Source organism: Mycobacteroides saopaulense, from assembly GCF_001456355.1.
In the GTDB taxonomy this organism is placed as follows: Bacteria; Actinomycetota; Actinomycetes; order Mycobacteriales; family Mycobacteriaceae; genus Mycobacterium; species Mycobacterium saopaulense.
The window spans coordinates 1512131-1531016 of record NZ_CP010271.1 but is presented as its reverse complement, the minus strand read 5'-3'; the positions used below and the strand labels follow the sequence as shown (position 1 = coordinate 1531016).

The 18886-nt window shown below is 65.1% G+C and carries 21 protein-coding genes and 2 pseudogenes; 8 read left to right on the top strand and 15 right to left on the bottom strand.

All coding sequences use genetic code 11. From position 1 onward, the window contains the following. The first annotated feature begins 20 nt into the window (after positions 1-20). Positions 21-173, top strand: coding sequence for a zinc transporter permease (locus tag MYCSP_RS07650; RefSeq protein ID WP_083014088.1), 153 nt, complete (start codon positions 21-23; stop codon positions 171-173). A 45-nt stretch (positions 174-218) separates the two neighbouring features. Here MYCSP_RS07650 and MYCSP_RS07645 read toward each other — a convergent pair whose 3' ends face one another. The 8 genes and pseudogenes from MYCSP_RS07645 to MYCSP_RS07620 form a co-directional block, all read right to left on the bottom strand. Beyond that, positions 219-545 (bottom strand): hypothetical protein, encoded by a 327-nt coding sequence (locus MYCSP_RS07645; RefSeq protein WP_070911474.1) that lies wholly within the window; start codon positions 543-545, stop codon positions 219-221. Between the two features lie 92 nt (positions 546-637). Continuing rightward, positions 638-964, bottom strand: coding sequence for a TOBE-like domain-containing protein (locus tag MYCSP_RS23695; protein ID WP_407661690.1), 327 nt, complete (start codon positions 962-964; stop codon positions 638-640). Positions 965-994: 30 nt separating this feature from the next. Then, positions 995-1657, bottom strand: a pseudogene (locus MYCSP_RS07640) (sulfate/molybdate ABC transporter ATP-binding protein); the annotation flags it as partial. Positions 1658-1672: 15 nt separating this feature from the next. After that, positions 1673-2488 (bottom strand): sulfate ABC transporter permease subunit CysW, encoded by an 816-nt coding sequence (gene cysW, locus MYCSP_RS07635; RefSeq protein WP_070911145.1) that lies wholly within the window; start codon positions 2486-2488, stop codon positions 1673-1675. Then, complete coding sequence (cysT, locus tag MYCSP_RS07630; protein WP_083014089.1) at positions 2485-3384, bottom strand: sulfate ABC transporter permease subunit CysT; 900 nt, start codon at positions 3382-3384, stop codon at positions 2485-2487. The genes cysW and cysT overlap by 4 nt, the downstream gene beginning before the upstream one ends. After that, the gene (locus tag MYCSP_RS07625; protein ID WP_070911146.1) at positions 3381-4424 is read right to left on the bottom strand and encodes a sulfate ABC transporter substrate-binding protein; all 1044 of its coding nucleotides are present in this window, start codon (positions 4422-4424) and stop codon (positions 3381-3383) included. Before MYCSP_RS07625 ends, cysT begins: the two co-directional genes overlap by 4 nt. A gap of 132 nt (positions 4425-4556) precedes the next feature. Continuing rightward, positions 4557-4652, bottom strand: a complete 96-nt coding sequence (locus tag MYCSP_RS23690; RefSeq protein WP_407661639.1) for an Ms4533A family Cys-rich leader peptide — start codon at positions 4650-4652, stop codon at positions 4557-4559. Positions 4653-4819: 167 nt separating this feature from the next. Further along, entirely contained in the window at positions 4820-5080 is a 261-nt protein-coding gene (locus tag MYCSP_RS07620; RefSeq protein WP_088413511.1) for a hypothetical protein, read from the bottom strand. Positions 5081-5139: 59 nt separating this feature from the next. Between MYCSP_RS07620 and MYCSP_RS07615 the strand changes: the two genes are divergently transcribed. The 5 genes and pseudogenes from MYCSP_RS07615 to MYCSP_RS07595 all read left to right on the top strand — a co-directional run bounded on the left by MYCSP_RS07615 (position 5140) and on the right by MYCSP_RS07595 (position 10025). Further along, on the top strand, positions 5140-6699 hold the full coding sequence (locus tag MYCSP_RS07615) for a hypothetical protein (protein ID WP_083014091.1): 1560 nt from the start codon (positions 5140-5142) through the stop codon (positions 6697-6699). After that, positions 6696-7109, top strand: a complete 414-nt coding sequence (locus tag MYCSP_RS07610) for a hypothetical protein (RefSeq protein ID WP_083014092.1) — start codon at positions 6696-6698, stop codon at positions 7107-7109. The genes MYCSP_RS07615 and MYCSP_RS07610 overlap by 4 nt, the downstream gene beginning before the upstream one ends. A gap of 1 nt (position 7110) precedes the next feature. Beyond that, on the top strand, positions 7111-8268 hold the full coding sequence (locus MYCSP_RS07605) for a hypothetical protein (protein ID WP_083014093.1): 1158 nt from the start codon (positions 7111-7113) through the stop codon (positions 8266-8268). Further along, positions 8265-8786 (top strand): hypothetical protein, encoded by a 522-nt coding sequence (locus tag MYCSP_RS07600; RefSeq protein WP_088413509.1) that lies wholly within the window; start codon positions 8265-8267, stop codon positions 8784-8786. The genes MYCSP_RS07605 and MYCSP_RS07600 overlap by 4 nt, the downstream gene beginning before the upstream one ends. Then, a pseudogene (locus MYCSP_RS07595) lies at positions 8773-10025 on the top strand (FAD-dependent oxidoreductase). The gene MYCSP_RS07600 and the pseudogene MYCSP_RS07595 overlap by 14 nt, the downstream one beginning before the upstream one ends. Here the strand turns inward: MYCSP_RS07595 and MYCSP_RS07590 are convergent. The 5 genes from MYCSP_RS07590 to MYCSP_RS07570 form a co-directional block, all read right to left on the bottom strand. Beyond that, on the bottom strand, positions 10015-10803 hold the full coding sequence (locus MYCSP_RS07590; RefSeq protein ID WP_088413508.1) for a hypothetical protein: 789 nt from the start codon (positions 10801-10803) through the stop codon (positions 10015-10017). The pseudogene MYCSP_RS07595 and the gene MYCSP_RS07590 overlap by 11 nt on opposite strands. Before the next feature lie 16 nt (positions 10804-10819). Next, a complete protein-coding gene (locus tag MYCSP_RS07585) occupies positions 10820-11617 on the bottom strand; it encodes a hypothetical protein (RefSeq protein ID WP_088413507.1) in 798 nt (265 codons plus the stop codon). Next, on the bottom strand, positions 11614-13542 hold the full coding sequence (locus tag MYCSP_RS07580) for a glycoside hydrolase family 15 protein (protein ID WP_234809115.1): 1929 nt from the start codon (positions 13540-13542) through the stop codon (positions 11614-11616). Before MYCSP_RS07580 ends, MYCSP_RS07585 begins: the two co-directional genes overlap by 4 nt. Positions 13543-13623: 81 nt before the next feature. Then, positions 13624-13806: a hypothetical protein gene (locus tag MYCSP_RS07575; RefSeq protein WP_083014098.1), complete on the bottom strand. Its 183-nt coding sequence runs from the start codon at positions 13804-13806 to the stop codon at positions 13624-13626. A gap of 8 nt (positions 13807-13814) precedes the next feature. Beyond that, entirely contained in the window at positions 13815-14813 is a 999-nt protein-coding gene (locus MYCSP_RS07570; protein ID WP_083014099.1) for an NAD(P)H-dependent flavin oxidoreductase, read from the bottom strand. A 55-nt stretch (positions 14814-14868) separates the two neighbouring features. On the opposite strand from MYCSP_RS07570, the gene MYCSP_RS07565 reads away from it, so the two are divergent. Beyond that, on the top strand, positions 14869-15636 hold the full coding sequence (locus tag MYCSP_RS07565; protein ID WP_088413506.1) for a DUF899 domain-containing protein: 768 nt from the start codon (positions 14869-14871) through the stop codon (positions 15634-15636). A 19-nt stretch (positions 15637-15655) separates the two neighbouring features. Here the strand turns inward: MYCSP_RS07565 and lepA are convergent, their stop codons facing one another. Beyond that, positions 15656-17512: a translation elongation factor 4 gene (gene lepA, locus MYCSP_RS07560; protein WP_088413505.1), complete on the bottom strand. Its 1857-nt coding sequence runs from the start codon at positions 17510-17512 to the stop codon at positions 15656-15658. Positions 17513-17589: 77 nt separating this feature from the next. Here lepA and MYCSP_RS07555 point away from each other — a divergent pair, with 77 nt between their 5' ends. Further along, positions 17590-18189 carry a type II toxin-antitoxin system PemK/MazF family toxin gene (locus MYCSP_RS07555; protein ID WP_083014102.1) on the top strand — a complete coding sequence of 200 codons (600 nt, stop codon included), beginning with the start codon at positions 17590-17592 and terminating at the stop codon, positions 18187-18189. Between the two features lie 19 nt (positions 18190-18208). Here the strand turns inward: MYCSP_RS07555 and MYCSP_RS07550 are convergent, their stop codons facing one another. Then, a complete protein-coding gene (locus tag MYCSP_RS07550; RefSeq protein ID WP_083014103.1) occupies positions 18209-18856 on the bottom strand; it encodes a TetR/AcrR family transcriptional regulator in 648 nt (215 codons plus the stop codon). Positions 18857-18886: the final 30 nt, after the last annotated feature.

The following is an 18886-nucleotide window of genomic DNA, read 5'->3' as shown; positions in this document are numbered from 1 at the left end:
TATGCGATACGGTATTGATCATGACGAGCACCGAACATGAAACCCATACCCATCCAGACCACGTTCACGGCCCTGACTGCGGTCACGAGGCAGTTGCTCACGAAGATCACGTGGATTACATCCACGACGGGCACCGCCACGCTCCGCACGGCGATCACTACGACGAACACTAGAGCCCGACACACAAATGGCCTCCGGCGAACCGGGGGCCATTTTCTTTATCTATCCCAGCTCGGCGACCACTCTTCGTCGTGCCCGCCTACGAGCGACAACAAGGCCTTCTCCCGCTGCAACATGCGGTGCTCGGTGCCGCGCGGTATCCCACCGGGACCGTAACTCCCCCGGCCATAGTGAATGACCCGGCCACGGCGGACCTCCCAGCGCAACGCGTCGGACACCGCCTTCGACGTCCGTCCGCCGGTATCGAACCCCTTGCGATCCAACATCTGCACCAGCTCGGACACGGTCGTCTCGCCGAACCGGTGCAGATACAACGTCAGGAGATAGCGCAGCTCAACCCCGCATACCCGTTTCTTCGCCGCCATCACCGAACGATGGCACCCACCCCCGACAGACCGGCATGTGTCGCCCGTAGCCGGGCACCTGCAGGTGTCCTTTGAAAACGCAGCAACGCGCCCTAGGACGCAGCCTCCGCCAGCTCACCCAGGTCGGGAACGCGGGTCACCCGCACGTACACGTGGTCGCCCTCGTGCAGTCCGAGTGCCTCGGCATCACCACGCGTGATCTGCGCGGTGAACTGCTCGCCTGTCGCCGCGCTGGTCAGTTCCACCCGCACCTCGAAACCGAGATGCACGACACGATCCACCCTCGCCTTGGTGACGCCGGTGGTCTCGCCGGTGCCCTCTGCGGCGGCGCGGGACAGATCTGCGTTTCGCCCCACACGAATATCGTGCGGGCGCACCAGGATTCCGTTGAGCTTGGCCACCGGCCCCAGGAATGACATCACGAAACTGTTCGCGGGACGGTCGTACAGATCCTCCGGCGATCCAACCTGCTCGATGCGCCCCTTGTTCAGCACCGCGATCCGGTCGGCGACATCCAACGCCTCCGCCTGGTCATGCGTCACCAACACCGTGGTGACATGCACCTCCTCGTGGAGTCGGCGCAGCCAAGCCCGCAGATCCTCACGGACCTTGGCATCGAGAGCACCGAAGGGCTCGTCGAGCAGCAGCACTTCCGGGTCCACGGCCAGTGCACGCGCCAGCGCCATGCGCTGGCGCTGACCACCGGAAAGCTGATTGGGATAGCGCGTGTGGAAACCGCTCAGCCCCACCACCTCCAGCAGGTTGTCGACCTTGTCCTTGATCTCCGACTTCGGCTTCTTGCGGATCTTGAGGCCGAATCCCACGTTCTCACGCACTGTCAGGTGCTTGAACGCGGCGTAATGCTGGAACACGAAACCGATTCCACGCCGCTGCGGCGGCACGCCGGTGACATCGCGACCATTGATCGTGATGGTGCCGGTGTCCGGCTGGTCCAACCCCGCGATAGCCCGCAGCAGGGTCGACTTACCGGAGCCACTGGGGCCGAGCAATGCCGTCAACGAGCCCGACGGCACTTCGAAGTCGATGTTGTCCAGCGCGGCGAAGTCACCGTAATGCTTGTTCGCGCCGCGAACGGTAATCGCGTCAGTCATCTTGTTGGCTCCTTGCTATTCGCTAATGGCTTTGGCTCGTCGCGCATCGATGACGACCTGGACCACCAGGACAATCACCGCAACAGCCATCAACAGCGTTGAGATGGCATAGGCGCCGTACTCGGCGCCACGCTGATGGCGATCGGCCACCAGCAGGGTCAGGGTCTGCGATTTGCCGGGCAGGTTGGACGAGACCATGATCACCGCACCGAACTCACCGAGAGTTCGCGCGATGGTCAACACGATGCCGTAGGTCAAGCCCCATCGGATCGACGGCAGCGTGATACGCCAGAACGTCTGCCACGCAGTAGCTCCCAACGTCGCGGCCGCCTCTTCCTGCTCAGTGCCCAATTCATGCAGCACCGGCTCGACCTCACGGATGACGAACGGAATCGTGACGAAAATGCTGGCGAGCACTATGCCGGGAAATCCGAAGATGATCTTCAGACCGAAGTCGTTTTCGACGAAACCGAACACGCCGGCCGACCCCCACAACAGGATCAACGCGACACCCACCACCACCGGCGAGACCGCGAAGGGCAGGTCGATGATCGCCTGCAGCACTGCCTTACCGCGGAACTTGTTTCGCGCCAGCACCAGTGCGGTAGGGATACCGAAGATGACGTTCAACGGCACCACGATCGCGACCACCAACAGCGACAGCTGCAACGCAGACACCGCGGCCGGAGTGGCGACCGATTCGAAGAACGCCCCGATCCCGGGCTGGAACGTACGCCACAGGATCAAACCCACGGGAACGATCACCAGGATGCCGACATAGAGCAACGCCACATACCGAGCGAGATACCGAACCACCGGCGACGGTGTCACTGTGCCAGCTCCTCTCGCTTGGCCGCGCGCGAACCGACGGTCCGCAGGATGAACAACACGACGAACGAGATGAGCAGCAGCACAATCGAAATCGCCGCAGCGCCGGTCCGATCGTCGTTCTCGATGAGTGTCCTGATCCACTGTGACGACACTTCGGTCTCACCGGGCACCGCACCGCCGATCAGCACCACCGAGCCGTATTCACCAATCGCACGTGAAAAGGCCAAGCCCGCGCCCGATAACAACGACGGGAGCAACGCCGGAAGGATGACCGCACGGAAGATGGTCCAGTTGTCGGCACCCAGCGAGGCCGCAGCCTCCTCGACCGACTGGTCGAGTTCCAACAGCACGGGCTGCACCGACCGCACCACGAAGGGCAGCGTGACGAACAGCAGCGCTATACCGATGCCCCACTTGGTGTGCTGGATGTGAATGCCCACCGGGCTGCCCGGACCGTACAGCGCCAGCATCACGAGGCTGGCCACGATCGTCGGCAAGGCGAACGGAAGGTCGATGACAGCGTCGACCAACCGCTTTCCGGGGAAATCGTCACGAGTCAGCACCCACGCCACCAGCAACCCGAAGAACAGATTCACCACCGCGACGCCGAACGAGACTCCGAGGGTCACCTTGAAGGACGAGATGGCGGCGTTGGAAGTGACCGAGTTCCAGAATGCGGTCCACCCCCCGCCGGCCGATTGCCAGATAATCGCGGCCAACGGCAACAGCACGATGATGCTGAGCCAGATCGAGGCCGCGCCGACCCGCAGCGATGTGCTGCCATACCGTCGCGTCAACAGTGATCCCGACCGCCCGGCGCCGACCTCACGGTCGGGCCGGGCAGCGTGTTTCGGCTCGGACGCCGATTCAGTCGACTGGTCCGTTGACGTTGTCATCCGGTGGCCTTCTTGTAGATCTTGGTGATGCTGCCGTTCTCCTTGTCGAACAACGCCGGGTCAACCGTCTTCCATCCGCCCAGCTCCGCGATGGTCCACAGCTTCTCCGGTGTCGGGAAGTCCTTGGCGAATTCTGCCGTAACCGCGGGATCGACAGGACGGAATCCCGCCTCTGCCCAGAGCTTCTGCGCTTCGGGGGTGTAGAGGAAGTTCTTCAGCGCGGCCACCTTGTCGGGGTGGACGCTCTCCTTCACCACCGCGACGGGGTTTTCGATCTTGAATGTCTGCGGCGGGTTGACGTGCTCGACATCCTTGCCCTGACGCTCGACGTTGATCGCCTCGTTCTCGTAGCTGATCAGCACATCACCGCTGCCCTGCAGGAACACGTCGGTGGCCTCACGCCCCGATCCCGGACGCTGCTTGATGTGCTCGCCGACCAGCTTGCCGATGTAGTCGAGCCCGCTTTGCTCGTCGCGTCCGCCATTGCTCTTGGCCGCATACGGCGCCAACAGATTCCACTTGGCCGAGCCCGAGCTCAACGGGCTGGGGGTGATCACACTGATCCCCGGCTGAAGCAGGTCGTCCCAGTCCTTGATGTTCTTCGGGTTGCCCTTGCGCACCACGAGAGAAACGACGGAACCGAACGGAACACCCTTGGTGGCATCGGAGTTCCAGTCCTCGGAAACCTTGCCCGCCTTGACCAAGCGGCTCACATCGGGCTCGACCGAGAAGTTCACGATATCGGCCGGCTTGCCGTCGACAACGGCCCGCGACTGGTCGCCGGACGCGCCATAGGAAGTAGTGACCGCGACGCCCTTGCCCTCGGGGGTGTTCGCAAATGCCGGGATGATCTTCTTCCATCCTGGCTCCGGCACCGCGTAGGCAACGAGCGTCAGGGTGGTGTCGGCGTCGGAATGCGACTCGCCGCCGGCGACGTCGCTGGATCCTCCACCGCAGGCGGCGAGAACAGTTGCCGCGGTGGCAAGAACTCCGATGTGGCGCCACCGGCGGGCGCCGACCGTCTTCGCGATGTTGAGCATGAGGACCTTTCGTGGGATTGCGATTACCTGGACGGATATCTCATGTAAGTCCCGTAACGACAGAAAGGTAGCGAAACAGCCAGTGGGCTTTGAACTAGCCGCTACCGACACCAAACCGCGGACGGGATGGGTCTAGCGACAACAGTGAACGTCTGCGACCGCGCATGTGCCGACCGCAATGAGCGCCAGGATGTGGCGCACGCGGTTACCCGGGGCTGCGGAATGCATGAGCGGAAGCGTAGCAGAGCCCTTTGATGCCGTCTTTACAGTCGAACCGGCTGGTAGAAGCATTATTGCGTCAACAGCCAGTAACTACCGGCTCAACAGCCAGGCGACTATCACCAGGACGGCCAGCGCAACCAGCGCCAAAGTCACCCGCGACTGCGGCATGCCGCTCACGGCAGGTCCGCCGGGACGACCGCGATCATGGGGCTTTCGATGGGACGGCGGCGCGTCGCCTGGTAGAGCCGTCCAAGCCGATTCGTCACGCTGAACAGCACAAACAAGATCTTGTCGCCGGCGACGGCCATCGCGTACGCCAACACCAGGACAACAGGCATCACGATGATTGTTTGAAGAATGAATCCGCGCCCGCTCAGCCACAGCTCGACACCATCCCACCAACTCAGGAGGCCGATCACGCTGTCGCTGTTCACGCGGCCAGTTTAGGCGGACCGCGTCGTGGTGCTGTCGGCGCAGGGCAGACTGGATCCCGATGACCCGCCTGTCCTCGACATACCTGTCCCTGGTCCTCGCGCTCTTCGCACTGTTCAGCGGCGCCCCCATTGCGGCGGCGGACTCGGCGACCGCGGGTGCCGACGTGCAGATAGCGCAGAGCCTGGGCGAGCGCGAGCTCACCGTGGTGGCTCGCCGGGTCACCGGCATCCCCGGCCCGCTGCGCGTGGATGTCATCACCCACCAGGGCACCGCTGCCGGTCCACTCCGGTTGCAGCTCATCCCCACGGGTGTCGGCACCGAAGAGCACGACCCCGCCCCGGGCGTGCCCACGTCGACGGCGCTGGTAGTCCTCGGCGAAAAGCCCGGTCCGTACGGGGCGACTCTCGACGTCGATCGCACCGGGCCGGCCGATCTCACTCTCAGCGATGGCGTGCACACCGCCCGCATCCCGTTGGTCTTGATGGGTCAGGCAATGTCACCACCGGAACGAGTGGCGTATCTCGGTCTGGCCGCCACCGGCCTGCTGCTGGTGATCTCGCTCGTCGTGGCCACCCGGGTACGTCGCGGCGTGTGGATCGCCCTACCTGTGACCGCTACGGTGACGGCGCTCGCGGTGGCCGTCACCGGTGCCGTGCTGTCCACGTCGGCACCTCCCCCGCCCGAGCCGGGCTTGCAACGTGACCCGACCGCCGACAACACGGCCAATCCCTACCGGCTCGACCGCCCCGCGGTCACCGACTACTCCCGGCCTTCGGCGACGCTCATCGCCGAAAAGCCCGTGCTGGATTCGGGCCGCACTACCGACATCGACTTCTCACTCGTCGACACGGCCACCGGTCTGCCCGCCGACGACCTGGTGATCCACGACAGCGCGCTCATCCACCTGCTGGTGGTCGCCCCGGACGGTCGGCTGTCTCACCTGCATCCGATAAGGGTTGCGCCGGGCCGTTATTCGGTGCCATTGTCGCCGACGGTCGCGGGCCGTTACGCAGTCTCGGCCGAGTTCGTGCGGCGCGGCGGTGGAGTGCAGACGGTGCGTCTGCCGGGCGGGCTCACCTCGCGCGACGGCAAGCCCGCTGCCCCCGCACCCTTCGACGGACCCGGTATGCGCATGATCGACGGGCTGCACGTGCACGTCACCGCGACCGGCCTGCGTGCCGGGCGGCCGACGACGCTCTCGGCGACCGTGGGATCCGACCCGGTCTTGCAGCCGTGGCTGGGCATGCTGGGTCACCTGGTTATCGCCGGACCGATTCCGCGTGAGGCTCCCGCGAACGACCTCGGCACGGCAGTGCAGGATTCGGCGATGTGGGCACATGCCCATTCGATGGGCGGCCACGGTGGAGCAGACATGCCGGGGATGCCCCACATGACACATGGTTCCAACAGCGCCGCGACACAAGACGATTCCATGCCGCCTATGGTCGGGGCGCCACCTCTGAACGGCGACAGTCCGCCCGACGAGACGGTCGCCGCGTTCGGTCCCGATGTGCCGTTCACCTTCACGTTCCCCACGCCCGGGCGCTATCTCGCCTGGATTCAGGCACAGCGCGACTACCGGGTGCTGACGATCCCGGTACGACTGGACATCTCATGACGCGCAGAGTGTGGGCGGGGCTCGCGATGATCGTTGCCGCGGTGTTGGCGTTGACATGGATCGCCTGGCCCAGCACGCCCGAGGCCGTCACGCTGCACTCCGGCACCGAGCATTACGTCGTCACGGTCACCGTGGACAGCCCACGCGTCGGGATGACGGCACTGGAGATCGCCGTCACCAACAGGGAGAACCAGGGTCTCCCCGAATCAGAGTCGGTGACAGTCGAACTGGTCATGCCACTGATGGGGCACGCCATGCCGCCACTGCGCGAGGTGGTGTCGGGCCGCACAAAGTTCGACCAGGTGATGCTGTCGATGGCCGGTCCGTGGGAGATAGCCGTGACCGTCACGCCTCCCTCAGGTGACCCCGATGAACGCACGACGATGCCACTATGGGTGAGTGGAGGTTGAGATGAGCACCGAGACGAGCGCCACCTACGTCGGGGCGAGCCAGACGCCCCGTATCACCCGCGACACCATCGAGAGGTACGCGCCACTGGGCGCGTACGGGGTGCTGCTGGGCAGCGTGGTGGGCGCGGTCGGAACCACCTGGGACGTGGAATGGCATGACGATGTGGGCCCCGATACCTTCTTCACGCTGCCGCATCTGTTCCTGTACTCGGGCAGTGCCATCGGCGGAATCACCAGCCTCATCATGGTTTTGACGATCACGGCGGCACAGCGCGCGGGCGAGGATGTACCGCGCTGGGTGGGTGGCGTGCCGATTCGCGTATTCGGTGGCAGGTTCACCGCTCCGCTCGGTTTCCTGCTCTCCGGCTGTGGCGCCGCGTCGTTTCTCCTCTACGGGCTGCTGGACCTCTGGTGGCACACGGTCTACGGGTTCGATGCCGTATTGGCATCACCCCCGCACTTCGCGTTGTTCGTCTCCGGCACCGTCACCGACCTCGGTAGCATCGTGACCTTTGCCGCGGCACGGCGATTCCGCTGGGGTGCAGTGGGTTTGATGGCCCAGGCGTCATTGGTGGCGGCAATGACGGCCATTCCGTTCACCGCATTGTGGCTCTTCAAGTTCGACTTCAACCCCATCTCACTGGGCTCGGCGTTCGTCGTTCCGCTCGTACTGCTGCTCGTCGCGGGCGTCCTGCGGTCGACACTGGCGCCGCTCGCCGTCGCGGCGATCATGGGTGCCATCCAAGCCATCTTCTGGTGGTTCTCACCTTGGGCTGCACATGAATACGCCACGGCGGTGGGATTGCCCTTGCGCGACGACCTGTGGGACGGCCCACCCGCGATCCCGGGAATGATGCCCATGTTCCTGGGGATCTTCGCCCTACTCGCCACCGGCCTGCTGTACCTGGCACGCGACCGGAAATGGCAGCGGTGGCCGATGACTGGCATCGGCGCGTTCCTGGGTTCGGTTGCAGGCATGGGCTATCTGTTGCAGGGCGCGATCCTCTACCGCCAGGGCACCGAGACCGTGAGCAGCTACGTCACCGTCGGTCTGGTGGGGCTGGTGGTGGGTGCCCTCGCCGGATTCCTTGCGCAACGCATCGCCCTGATGTTGCGGGTGCCCGGAAACGACACCGAGACCGTGGAGGCCACCGCGTGAGGCATATTCGTGTCTTGACCGCGCTCGCCGGCGTCCTGGCGCTGTCTCTGGGGATCAGCGCCCCGGCTCAGGCCTACGCGCCCGTGAACGTCGTGCACACCGAACAGGTGAGGGCGGGCCCCTATCCACTGACCGTCGGCTTCTCGACCTGGCCGCTGCGCGCCATGCAATCTCTTGACTTCACCTTCATTCCCGCAGACGGGATTACCGGCAAGTCGGGGACCCTCACCATCGTTTCGCCGGACGGGCGAGATGGGCGTGCAGAACCGCTGGCGCGCCATCCACGTAAGCGTGAGGTCTGGGGCCTGGATGTTCGCGCGCTGCAGGAAGAAGGGCATTACCGGTTCGTCTTCGACATCACCGGTCCACAGGGCCCCGGGAAGGGCACCCTGGACCTGGAGGTGCTACCCCAACCCGGACCGCCCCTGGCGCTGAGTTGGACCATCTCGCTGATACCCGTGTTCGCATTGGCCGGGGTGTTGATCGTGGCGTGGAGGAGAACCCGTGACCAAACCTGAGCTGTCTCAGAGCACCACCTGCGCCGTCGCCGGCGGCGGGCCCGCCGGAATGATGTTGGCGCTGCTGCTCGCGCGCGCCGGCGTCCAGGTCACGGTGTTGGAGAAGCACCCCGACTTCCTGCGTGACTTTCGCGGAGACACCGTGCACGCCAGCACGTTGAACCTCCTCGACGAATTGGGACTCGGCCCGAAATTCGCCGCCATGCCCCATAACTTGGTCGAACAGGTGACCGTCGACCTCGGAGAACAGACGTACCGGCTGGGCGATCTCAACCGGCTGCCCGGACCGCACAAGCACATCGCGATGGCGCCCCAATGGGACTTCCTGGAAATGCTGGCCGGTGCCGCGCAGGCTGAGCCCACTTTCCAACTGCTGCGCAGTACCGAGGTCACCGGACTCTTGCGGTCCGGAGATCAGATCACGGGCGTCGAATTTCGCACCGCTGCAGGAGAAACCGGGAAACTCCGCGCGGACCTCACGGTCGCCTGCGATGGCCGGGGCTCGGTGTTGCGCGCGGCGGCGGGTATGCGCCCACGACAGTTCGGCGTTCCGATCGACGTCTGGTGGTTCCGCCTTCCGAAACACCCCGGCGATCCCCAGGGGCCACGTGCGCGCGTCGGCACCAACCGATTCATGGTGATGCTCGACCGCGGCGAGTATTTCCAGTGCGGCTATCTCATCGGCAAGGGCACCGACTCGCAGATGCGCAGCGGCGACGTGCAGGTGCTGCGCGACCGGATCAGTGAAATGGTGCCCTGGCTGGCCGACCGTACCGTTGCCATTACCAGCTGGGACGACGTGAACTACTTGATGTACAGCTCAATCGGCTTCGTAAGTGGTACCGGGACGGCCTGCTGTTCATCGGGGACGCCGCGCACGCCATGTCCCCGGTCGGCGGGGTCGGTATCAACCTCGCGATCGCCGACGCGGTGGCGACCGCGCGCATCCTCGCCGAACCGCTGCGCACCGGCACTCTAACCACCGCCGACCTTCGCAAGGTACAGCTGCGACGGTGGGGACCGACCGCGCTGATCCAGCGCGTGCAGCGTGCCGTGCACCGGCGGGTGTTTTCGGCGGTGGACTCGAACACCACCGTCACACCCAGTACCAGGGTGGCTTCGGTGTTGTCTTTTGCCACCAAATACCCGTGGTTGCAAGCGATTCCGGCCTACGGGGTGGCCATTGGTCCACTACCCGAGCACGCGCCCGATTTCGCGCGCCGCTCTCCTACTGGCTGAGGACCGTCTGCATCCCGGGGGCCACCAGATCGCGAATCTTCTCCCACGGCACCGTCACCGGGACGTAGTCCCCGGCGATATGCGGGACGGAAATGTAGAACGTCAGGCCCTTCGGCGCGGGCAACCAGTGCAGGAACTGCTCGGATTTCATGTCCCCGGCCGCCTTGATGCGATCGGGTGGCCCGAGCTGCTGAGCCAACGTACGCAGGTGTTCTCGCGCCTGTTCCTGATTGGGCAGGACATCGCCGAACATGATGGGCTGCGACGTGTCGGTATTGATGGTGATGGTGGCCACCCGGTTACTGGGGTACGGGCCACCGCTGTTGGTATAGAACACCGCGGCTCCCGCCACCACGTGCGGACCGATGAAGGACACCCGGCTGGCCTCCCGTGCCGCCAGCTGGCCATCGCCGACCGTCGCCTGCTTGGTGAGCTTCGGATCGTCCAACCCGCGCACCACGTCGTTCAGGGCCGCACGCATGCCTTCGTTGAATCGGTCGCGAGCCTTGGCCTTGTCTCCGGTCACCTGCGGCAGTTTGACGTTGTAGTCGACCTTCCCCTGCTTGCCGGTCACCTGCTCGAGCGTCGGGTTGAATCCGAAGGCCGGCTTGGCGGTTGGCGGAGTTTGCGCCGGCGTCAGGGACACCACCGGTTTCGAGGGTGTTGGACTGGTGTACGCGGGGGCCTCGGGGGTCTGCGTGGGTTGTTCGGGTGGCAGCAGGCACGCGACGACAAGACCACACGTCGACACCAGCGTCACCGCAAGACCGAACTTCATGAGCAAAAACCCCCAACTATTGGCTCAACACCGGCACGATTCTGGGATCGACCAGATCGCGAATCCTCTCCCAGGGCACGGCAATCGGAACAAAATCGCCCGCTGCGTGCGAGACCGGGACGTAGAACCGCAACCCGGTGGGCGTAGGCAACCACTGTTCGAGTCGCCCGTTGACGGTGTCCTGGCGCACTCGCCCACTCGGATCGAGACCGGGCAGCACCTGCCTCAGCCGTTCCAGGGCGGCGTACTGATTGGGGAACAGGTCGTCATAGGTGATGGGTTGCGCGGTATCACCGTTGATCACGGTCGTCAGGACCGACTGGTTGGGGTGAGCGGCGCCGCCCGCGTACCAGAGGTACACCTGGATGCCCGCCACCACATGCGGCCCGATCATCGCGACGCGGGTGCTCTCGGGACCCGGCCCGAGATCGCCGTCACTGATCGACACCTTCTGGTCCGTGTCCGGGCCGGGCAAGTTCTCGATCAAGTCCCGCAGTGCAGCACGTGTACCTTCGTTGAATCGGTCGCGCACGGCGTCCACCCCACCCGAGAGCTTCGGTAGATGGACGTCGTAGGTGACTACTCCTTCATCGCCGGTGACGGCCTCCAATTCGGGGACATACCCGAAAGCGGGTGCAGCAGTGATCGGTGCCGATTCTGCCGGGGCAGGGTTCACCGCCGAACTCGAAGGCCCTGTCTGCGAAGACGATTCGACGGCGGTCGGGGGCCGCTCAGCGCGATCGGCAGTACGCCCGCAACCGGCGGCGAGCACACAGATCACCACCGCGACCGCGGCGGCGCCCCCCGGCCTCATGTCGGCGCGTTCGCGGGCTGGAAGGTGCCGCTCACATCCGCTTCCTCCTCGGCCCGAATGACGTGCACAACGGCGTTGATCAACGCCAGATGGGTGAACGCCTGCGGGAAGTTGCCCAGGTGGCGCCCGGTACGCGGGTCGATCTCCTCGGCGTAGAGCTGCAGCGGACTGGCGAACGAGAGCAACCGCTCGCACAGGTGCCGTGCCCGGCGCACTTCGCCGATCTCCACCAGAGCAGAGACCAGCCAGAAGGAACAGATCGTGAAGGTGCCCTCTTCGCCGGACAGGCCGTCATCGGTCTCCTCTACGCGGTACCGCAGCACCAGGCCGTCGTCGGTCAGCTCATCGGCGATCGCCAACACCGTCGCGCGGATTCGCGGATCGTCCGGCGGCAGGAATCGGTTGAGCACCGCGAGCAGCAGCGAGGCGTCCAAGGCCGTAGAACCGTAACGCTGCACCAACACGCCACGTTCATCCACGCCGTGTTCGAGGATGTCGTCCTTGATCTCCTCGGCGACGGTCCGCCACTGCTGGGCATAGCTTTTCTCGCCGTGCATCTCGGCAAGTTTGGCGCCGCGATCCATGGCGACCCAACACATGATCTTGGACGAGGTGAAGTGCTGCGGCTCGCCGCGCACCTCCCAGATGCCGCGGTCCGGTTCACGCCAGTGCCGTGCCGCCTCCTCGGCCTGATTCTTCAGAATCGGCCACAGCGTCGCGGGAATCTGTTCGCGCGACTTCGCATGCACGTACACCGAATCGAGCATGGTGCCCCAGATGTCGTGCTGAATCTGATCGAATGCACCGTTGCCTATCCGCACCGGCCGGGCCCCGTCGTACCCGGACAGATGCGGCAACTCCCCCTCCGTCAGGGTGCGCTCACCACCCACGCCGTACATCACCTGCAACGGATGTTTCTCCCCGTTGTTCGCGCCCGACGCGTCGGCGATGAAGGAGAAGAAGTCGTCGGCCTCACGGTCCAGGCCGAGGGTGTACAAACCCCACAGCGCGAAGGTCGAATCCCGCACCCAGGAGTACCGGTAGTCCCAGTTACGCACTCCACCAGGCGTTTCCGGCAGCGACGTGGTCGATGCCGCCAGCAGAGCTCCGGTCGGAGAATAGGCCAGCCCCTTGAGCACCAGCGCGCTGCTCTGCAGGTACGACCGCCACGGGTGATCGGGGAACTCGCCGATGTTGATCCACTGCCGCCAGGCCTCGGCGGTCTTCCACATCTTGTCGGCGGCCTCCGCATAGGTCTGCGGGACAGGGTGTTTGGACCAGCTGAGCGCGACGAACACGCTGTCGCCCTCGGTGAGGCGGGTACGGGCCCGCGCTTCGCGCCCCTCCAGCCCCAGCCGAAGGTTGGTGGTGAGCTTCAGGGTCGGGTTGTCGTCGGGGTTCTTGGTCGCCCGGGCAATCGCCTCGCCGTATCCGTCACCGGAATACTCCCAGGTGAGTCCCTCGCGGTGATAGTCAAAGGCGGGCTCGCAGTTCATGATCACCTCGACGGTGCCGCTGACGCAGCGCACGGTGCGCAGCAGGATGTGCTCGGCATCCCAGTCGGTCGGGGTGCGCTTGTGCGTCTTCGACCGCGAATCGACGTCGTGCCAGGGTCCCAACACCAGCGCGTCGCGGACCGTGAGCCACCCGGTCTTGGTCTGCCAGGTGGTTTCGACCATCAGGCTGCCCGGGAGGTAGCGGCGTGCCGCGGGCACGTTGTGTCCATAGGGACCGATCCGGAAGTGCCCCGCACCACGATCGAGGATGGCGCCGAAGATGCTCGGCGAGTCCGGGCGCGGCACACACATCCACTCCACCGAGCCGTTGGAGGCGATCAGGCAAGTGTTCTCCCAATCCGAGAGGAACGCATAGTCGGCGATCGGCGGAAACGGGCCACGACGCTGGACTGGAGCCTGAGTGGACATCAGTCCTTCTAGCGACAGCTCGGGATCAAGAGATGACACCATCGGACCATCGTAGGTGCGGTCCGGGAACACACCGGCTATTTAGCGTCGGCCACGCAGGTAGATGGCGAGCCCACCGAACAGCAACAGATTGAAGACGAGCAGCGCCACCAGGGCATTGATCGAGCCTCCGCTGCGCGGACCCGCCAGATAGATGACTAGATCGATGCCGATCAACAGGCATGCGGCGATCAGCACCGCCCAGATCAGGGTGGCCGGTTTCATCTGCTCCCCTATCCCCGGGCCGCATTGAGCTCGGCAGCCAGCGTGGCCATCAATTCGGCTACCGGCAGCGCGCGGGCACGGTGATGCTCCGTGCCCGCCCATAGCGACATCACGTCCGGATCCCCACTTGCCCGCAGTTCCTTGGTTGCCGAGTTCAGTGCCGGGAAGCTCACCGGTGCAACAGATTCCATGTCGCGCTGAAACGCGTTGGAAATGCCGCGCGCCGGGCGGCCGGAAAAGACCCGGGTCACCACCGTGTCGGCGGGTTGCAGCAGGGCGTCCTTGTAGACCTGTTTGGCCCCGGACTCGTCGGTCACCACCAGTGCGGTACCCAGCTGCGCGGCCACGGCACCCGCGGCAAGCACGCGGGCGATGTCGGCGCCGTCCATGATTCCGCCGGCAGCAACGATCGGGAGTGCGGTCACCGCGCGCACGCTCGCGATCAGGTCCAACAGCGGCTCTTCGGGAGCACCCGCGTCAAAACTGCTGCGATGCCCACCGGCCTCCGGCCCCTGGACAACAAGGGCATCGGCACCGATCCCCTCGGCGATCGTGGCCTCGGCGGCGCTGGTCACCGTGATCCACACCTCGGACCCGGCGGCGCGCAGCCGGTGCGCATCGGCCGCGCTGGGCACACCGAAGGTGAAGGACACGACCGGCACCGGATTGGCGACCAAATACTCGATCTTGTCGGCGTAGCCGTCGTCATGCCAGACCGGATCGCCGGGAGCGACCTCAAGCTTGTCGGCCCACACCTTCAGCCTGTCCAGGTACTCGCTCAAGTCGGCGCCGTGGTCAGGGGTGGGGACGAACACGTTGAAACCAAAGGGAAGATCGCCCATGGCCTCGCGGTCCTGCTGCAGCTGAGCGATGGTGCGATATCCCGCGGGCATCAGCGCGAATCCGCCTGCCGCACTCACACCGCGCGCCAACGCGGGAACGGTGATGCCGCCGGCCATCGGGGCACCGACCACGGGAAGGCCAAGCCCGGCGAGCACGGTACTCATGTGTCTCAGCGTATCGACGCGATGAGTTTTGACGGGCGGGTGGGTCGGTATCGGTATGAGCACACCAACCGCTTACCCCGATGTCGTAAGCCGCCAGGAATGGCTGGCGGCACGCAAGAAGCTGCTTGCCCGCGAACGGGAGGCCACACACCTGCGCGATGCCGTCAATGCCGAACGCCGACGGCTCCCAATGGTGAAGGTCGACAAGGACTATCTCTTCGAAGGGCCCGGCGGCCAGGTGGCTCTGATCGACCTGTTCGAGGGACGGCACACGCTGTACGTCCACCACTTCATGTGGCTGGATGAGGCCGACCGCGGCTGCCCCAGCTGCACCGGGGCCGCCGATATGACGTTCACCGAGCAGGACATCGCACTGTTGCACGACAAGGGCGTTACCTTCGCCTGCATCTCCCGCGCGCCGTATGCGAGCATCGCCCGTTACCGCGACAAGCACGGCTGGACGTTCCCGTGGTATTCGACCGACGACGGCGATTTCAGCTACGACTTCCACGTCACGCTGGACCCGTCACGCGCCCCGATCGAGTACAACTACCGGTCACTCGCCGAGCTACACGCCCAGGGTTTCAGTGACGAGGACCTGCGCGGCGATTGGCCGGGTGCCAGCGTCTTCCTGCGTCGCGACGACGAGGTTTTTCATACCTATTCGGCCTTCGCGCGCGGGCTGGACCACTCCGCGGTCGGATACCCGTTCCTGGATCTGACGCCTTATGGCCGCCAGGAACCGTGGGAGGACTCGCCGGCCGGCTGGCCGCAAGGAGGAGCCGTCGTGGGCATGCCGAGTCAGTGCTGCCAAGAAGACTGAGCCTGAGCCTCCGTTAGGACTACTTCTTGGGCTTGTCCGCCGTCGACTCGGTGGACAACGCCGCCACGAAGGCCTCCTGCGGCACCTCTACCCGCCCGATGGTCTTCATGCGCTTCTTGCCTTCCTTCTGCTTTTCCAGCAGCTTGCGCTTACGGGTGATGTCACCGCCGTAGCACTTGGAGAGCACGTCCTTGCGGATGGCACGAATGTTCTCGCGGGCAATGATTCTCGACCCGACGGCGGCCTGCACCGGCACCTCGAACTGCTGGCGCGGAATGAGCTCCTTGAGCTTGACGGTCATCTTGTTGCCGTACGCCGAGGCCCCGTCCTTGTGGACGATGGCGCTGAACGCGTCGACCGCCTCACCCTGCAACAGGATGTCGACCTTGACCAGATCGGCCTCCTGCTCGCCGGCCTCCTCGTAATCCAGGCTGGCGTAGCCGCGCGTGCGCGACTTCAGCGAGTCGAAGAAGTCGAAGATGATCTCGCCCAACGGCATTGTGTAGCGCAGCTCGACGCGCTCTGGCGACAGGTAATCCATGCCGCCGAGCTCGCCGCGCCGCGATTGGCACAACTCCATGATCGAGCCGATGAACTCGCTCGGTGCGATGACGGTCGTCTTGACCACCGGCTCGAACACCGAGCGGATCTTGCCCTCGGGCCAGATGGACGGATTGGTCACCATCATCTCGTTCCCGTCTTCCTTGACCACGCGGTACACCACATTGGGCGCCGTCGAGATGAGGTCGAGGTTGAACTCGCGTTCCAGCCGCTCGCGGGTGATCTCCATATGCAGCAATCCCAGGAAGCCGCAACGGAATCCGAAGCCCAGGGCCACCGAGGTCTCCGGCTCGTAGGTGAGCGCGGCGTCGTTCAGCTGCAGCTTGTCCAGCGCCTCGCGCAGGTTCGGGTAATCGGATCCGTCCACCGGGTACAGCCCGGAGTAGACCATCGGCTTGGGTTCGCGATAGCCGGTCAGCGGTTCTGTCGCGCCCTTGCGGGCGGAGGTGACGGTGTCACCGACCTTGGACTGACGCACATCCTTCACGCCGGTGATCAGGTAGCCCACCTCGCCGACCCCAAGGCCCGCAGAGGGTTTGGGCTCCGGCGAGACGATGCCCACCTCCAGCAATTCGTGGGTGGCGCCCGTGGACATCATCGCGATCTTCTCGCGCGGGGTGATCCTGCCGTCGACGACACGTACGTAGGTGACCACGCCACGGTAGATGTCATACACCGAGTCGAAGATCATCGCGCGCGCCGGGGCATCCGAATCACCTCGGGGCGCAGGGATTTGCCGTACCACCTCGTCGAGCAACGCGGCGACACCTTCACCGGTCTTCCCGGAAACACGCAGCACGTCACTGGGCTCGCAGCCGATGATGTGCGCGATCTCCTCGGAGTACCGTTCCGGGTCCGCGGCAGGCAGGTCGATCTTGTTCAGGACCGGAATGATCGTCAGGTCCTTGTCCAGCGCCAGGTACAGGTTGGCCAGCGTCTGCGCCTCGATGCCTTGCGCGGCGTCCACCAGCAGTACCGCGCCCTCGCACGCCTCCAGGGCGCGGGACACCTCATAGGTGAAGTCCACATGGCCGGGGGTGTCGATGAGGTGCAGGACAAAATCTTCGGACTGCCCGGCTGTGTTTTTCACCTGCCAGGGCAGCCGCACATTCTGCGCCTTGATGGTGATGCCACGTTCACGCTCGATGTCCATGCGGTCCAGATACTGGGCACGCATGGACCGCTCGTCGACCACGCCCGTCAGCTGCAGCATGCGGTCGGCCAGGGTCGACTTCCCGTGGTCGATATGGGCGATGATGCAGAAGTTACGGATGAGCGCCGGGTCCGTGAACGTCGTGTCGGCAAAACTTGGCACGGCACCATGCTCCCATGCCGCGCGGCATGCTCCTGACACACGCGTCCCCAGGGACTACCGGTCAGTATGCTCGCAGCATGGCGTCACAGTGGCAGACGCTCGGGCGGAGGCTCGGGAAGATCGCGGTGGACACTCTTGAACAAGTCGTGTTCCGCGAAGGCCCGAAGGTGCTGCGGCAACTACAGGGGTCGGAATTCGTCCAGCGTGGACTTCAACGGGGGCTCGAGGCGATCGGCGTCGTCGAGCCGGAGCAGCAGACCGCCATTCCGGGCCGCCCGGTCACCAACCGCAGCGTGCCCACGGCCCATCGGGCCCGCCGCATCGAATACACCCCCGACCTGGACGGTCGCGCCGATCCCGGCGAGATCGTGTGGACCTGGGTGGTCTACGAGGACGACCCGTCGCAGGGCAAGGATCGTCCCGTGCTCGTGGTGGGACGCGACGGCACGCTCCTGCTGGGTTTGATGCTCTCCAGCAAGGAGCGCCACGAGACCGATCCGGATTGGGTAGCGCTGGGCAGCGGCAGCTGGGATTACGACGGGCGCCCCAGCTGGGTGCGCCTCGATCGAGTGCTCGACGTGCCCGAAGAAGGAATTCGGCGCGAGGGCGCCATTTTGGACGTGGAGCGATTCAACATCGTCGCGGCACGTCTGCGTACGCGGTTCTCTTGGAGCTGATCGGATCGACCAGCTCGTTTCAGTGTTCGACCGAGTTGTGTACCGGCAGCGGCGTGAACATGGCCTGATCGACGAATTGGGCGGTGTATTCGGCCAGTTCCTCACGCTCCAGACGAAGCCGTCCGTCGAGCCATGCCAACACGGTGCCGGCGACCCCCGCGGCCAGGGCTTCGGCCTGCACCGCGGTGTAGTTCGGATCGGCATCCGGGTCGAACTCGGCGCGGGCGGCACCGAGCATCAACGCCATGTAGTGCGTCAACCGCATACGGCGACGAGTGAGACGCTGGCTGCCCATCGCCTCGGTGGCGATCACGCGGGCGCGCCGGGGGTCGGCGGTCAGCGCGGTCACCGCACCCACGACGCCGGCGTGCACCTGCGAGCGTGAGTCCTTCTCTGCCGCGGCCATCGCCGAACCCGCGGTGGCGATGCTGTCCTCGATGATCCAGTCGAAGACCGCGACGAGCAGCTCGTCAAGGCCGTCGAAGCACTCGTAGAAGTAGCGGGTGTTCAGTCCGGCGGTCTTGCAGATCTCCCGGACCGTTGTCGCTGCCCAGCCGGAGCTGGCCATTACCTCGAGCCCCGCCTCAAGGAGGCGTCGCCGCCGCTCCGCGCGGCGCTCGTCTGCCGTTCGTCCGCCGTATAGCCCGGTAGCTTGTTTGGTCACCATGGTCTACGCATTATTACTCTTCTTGCCAGA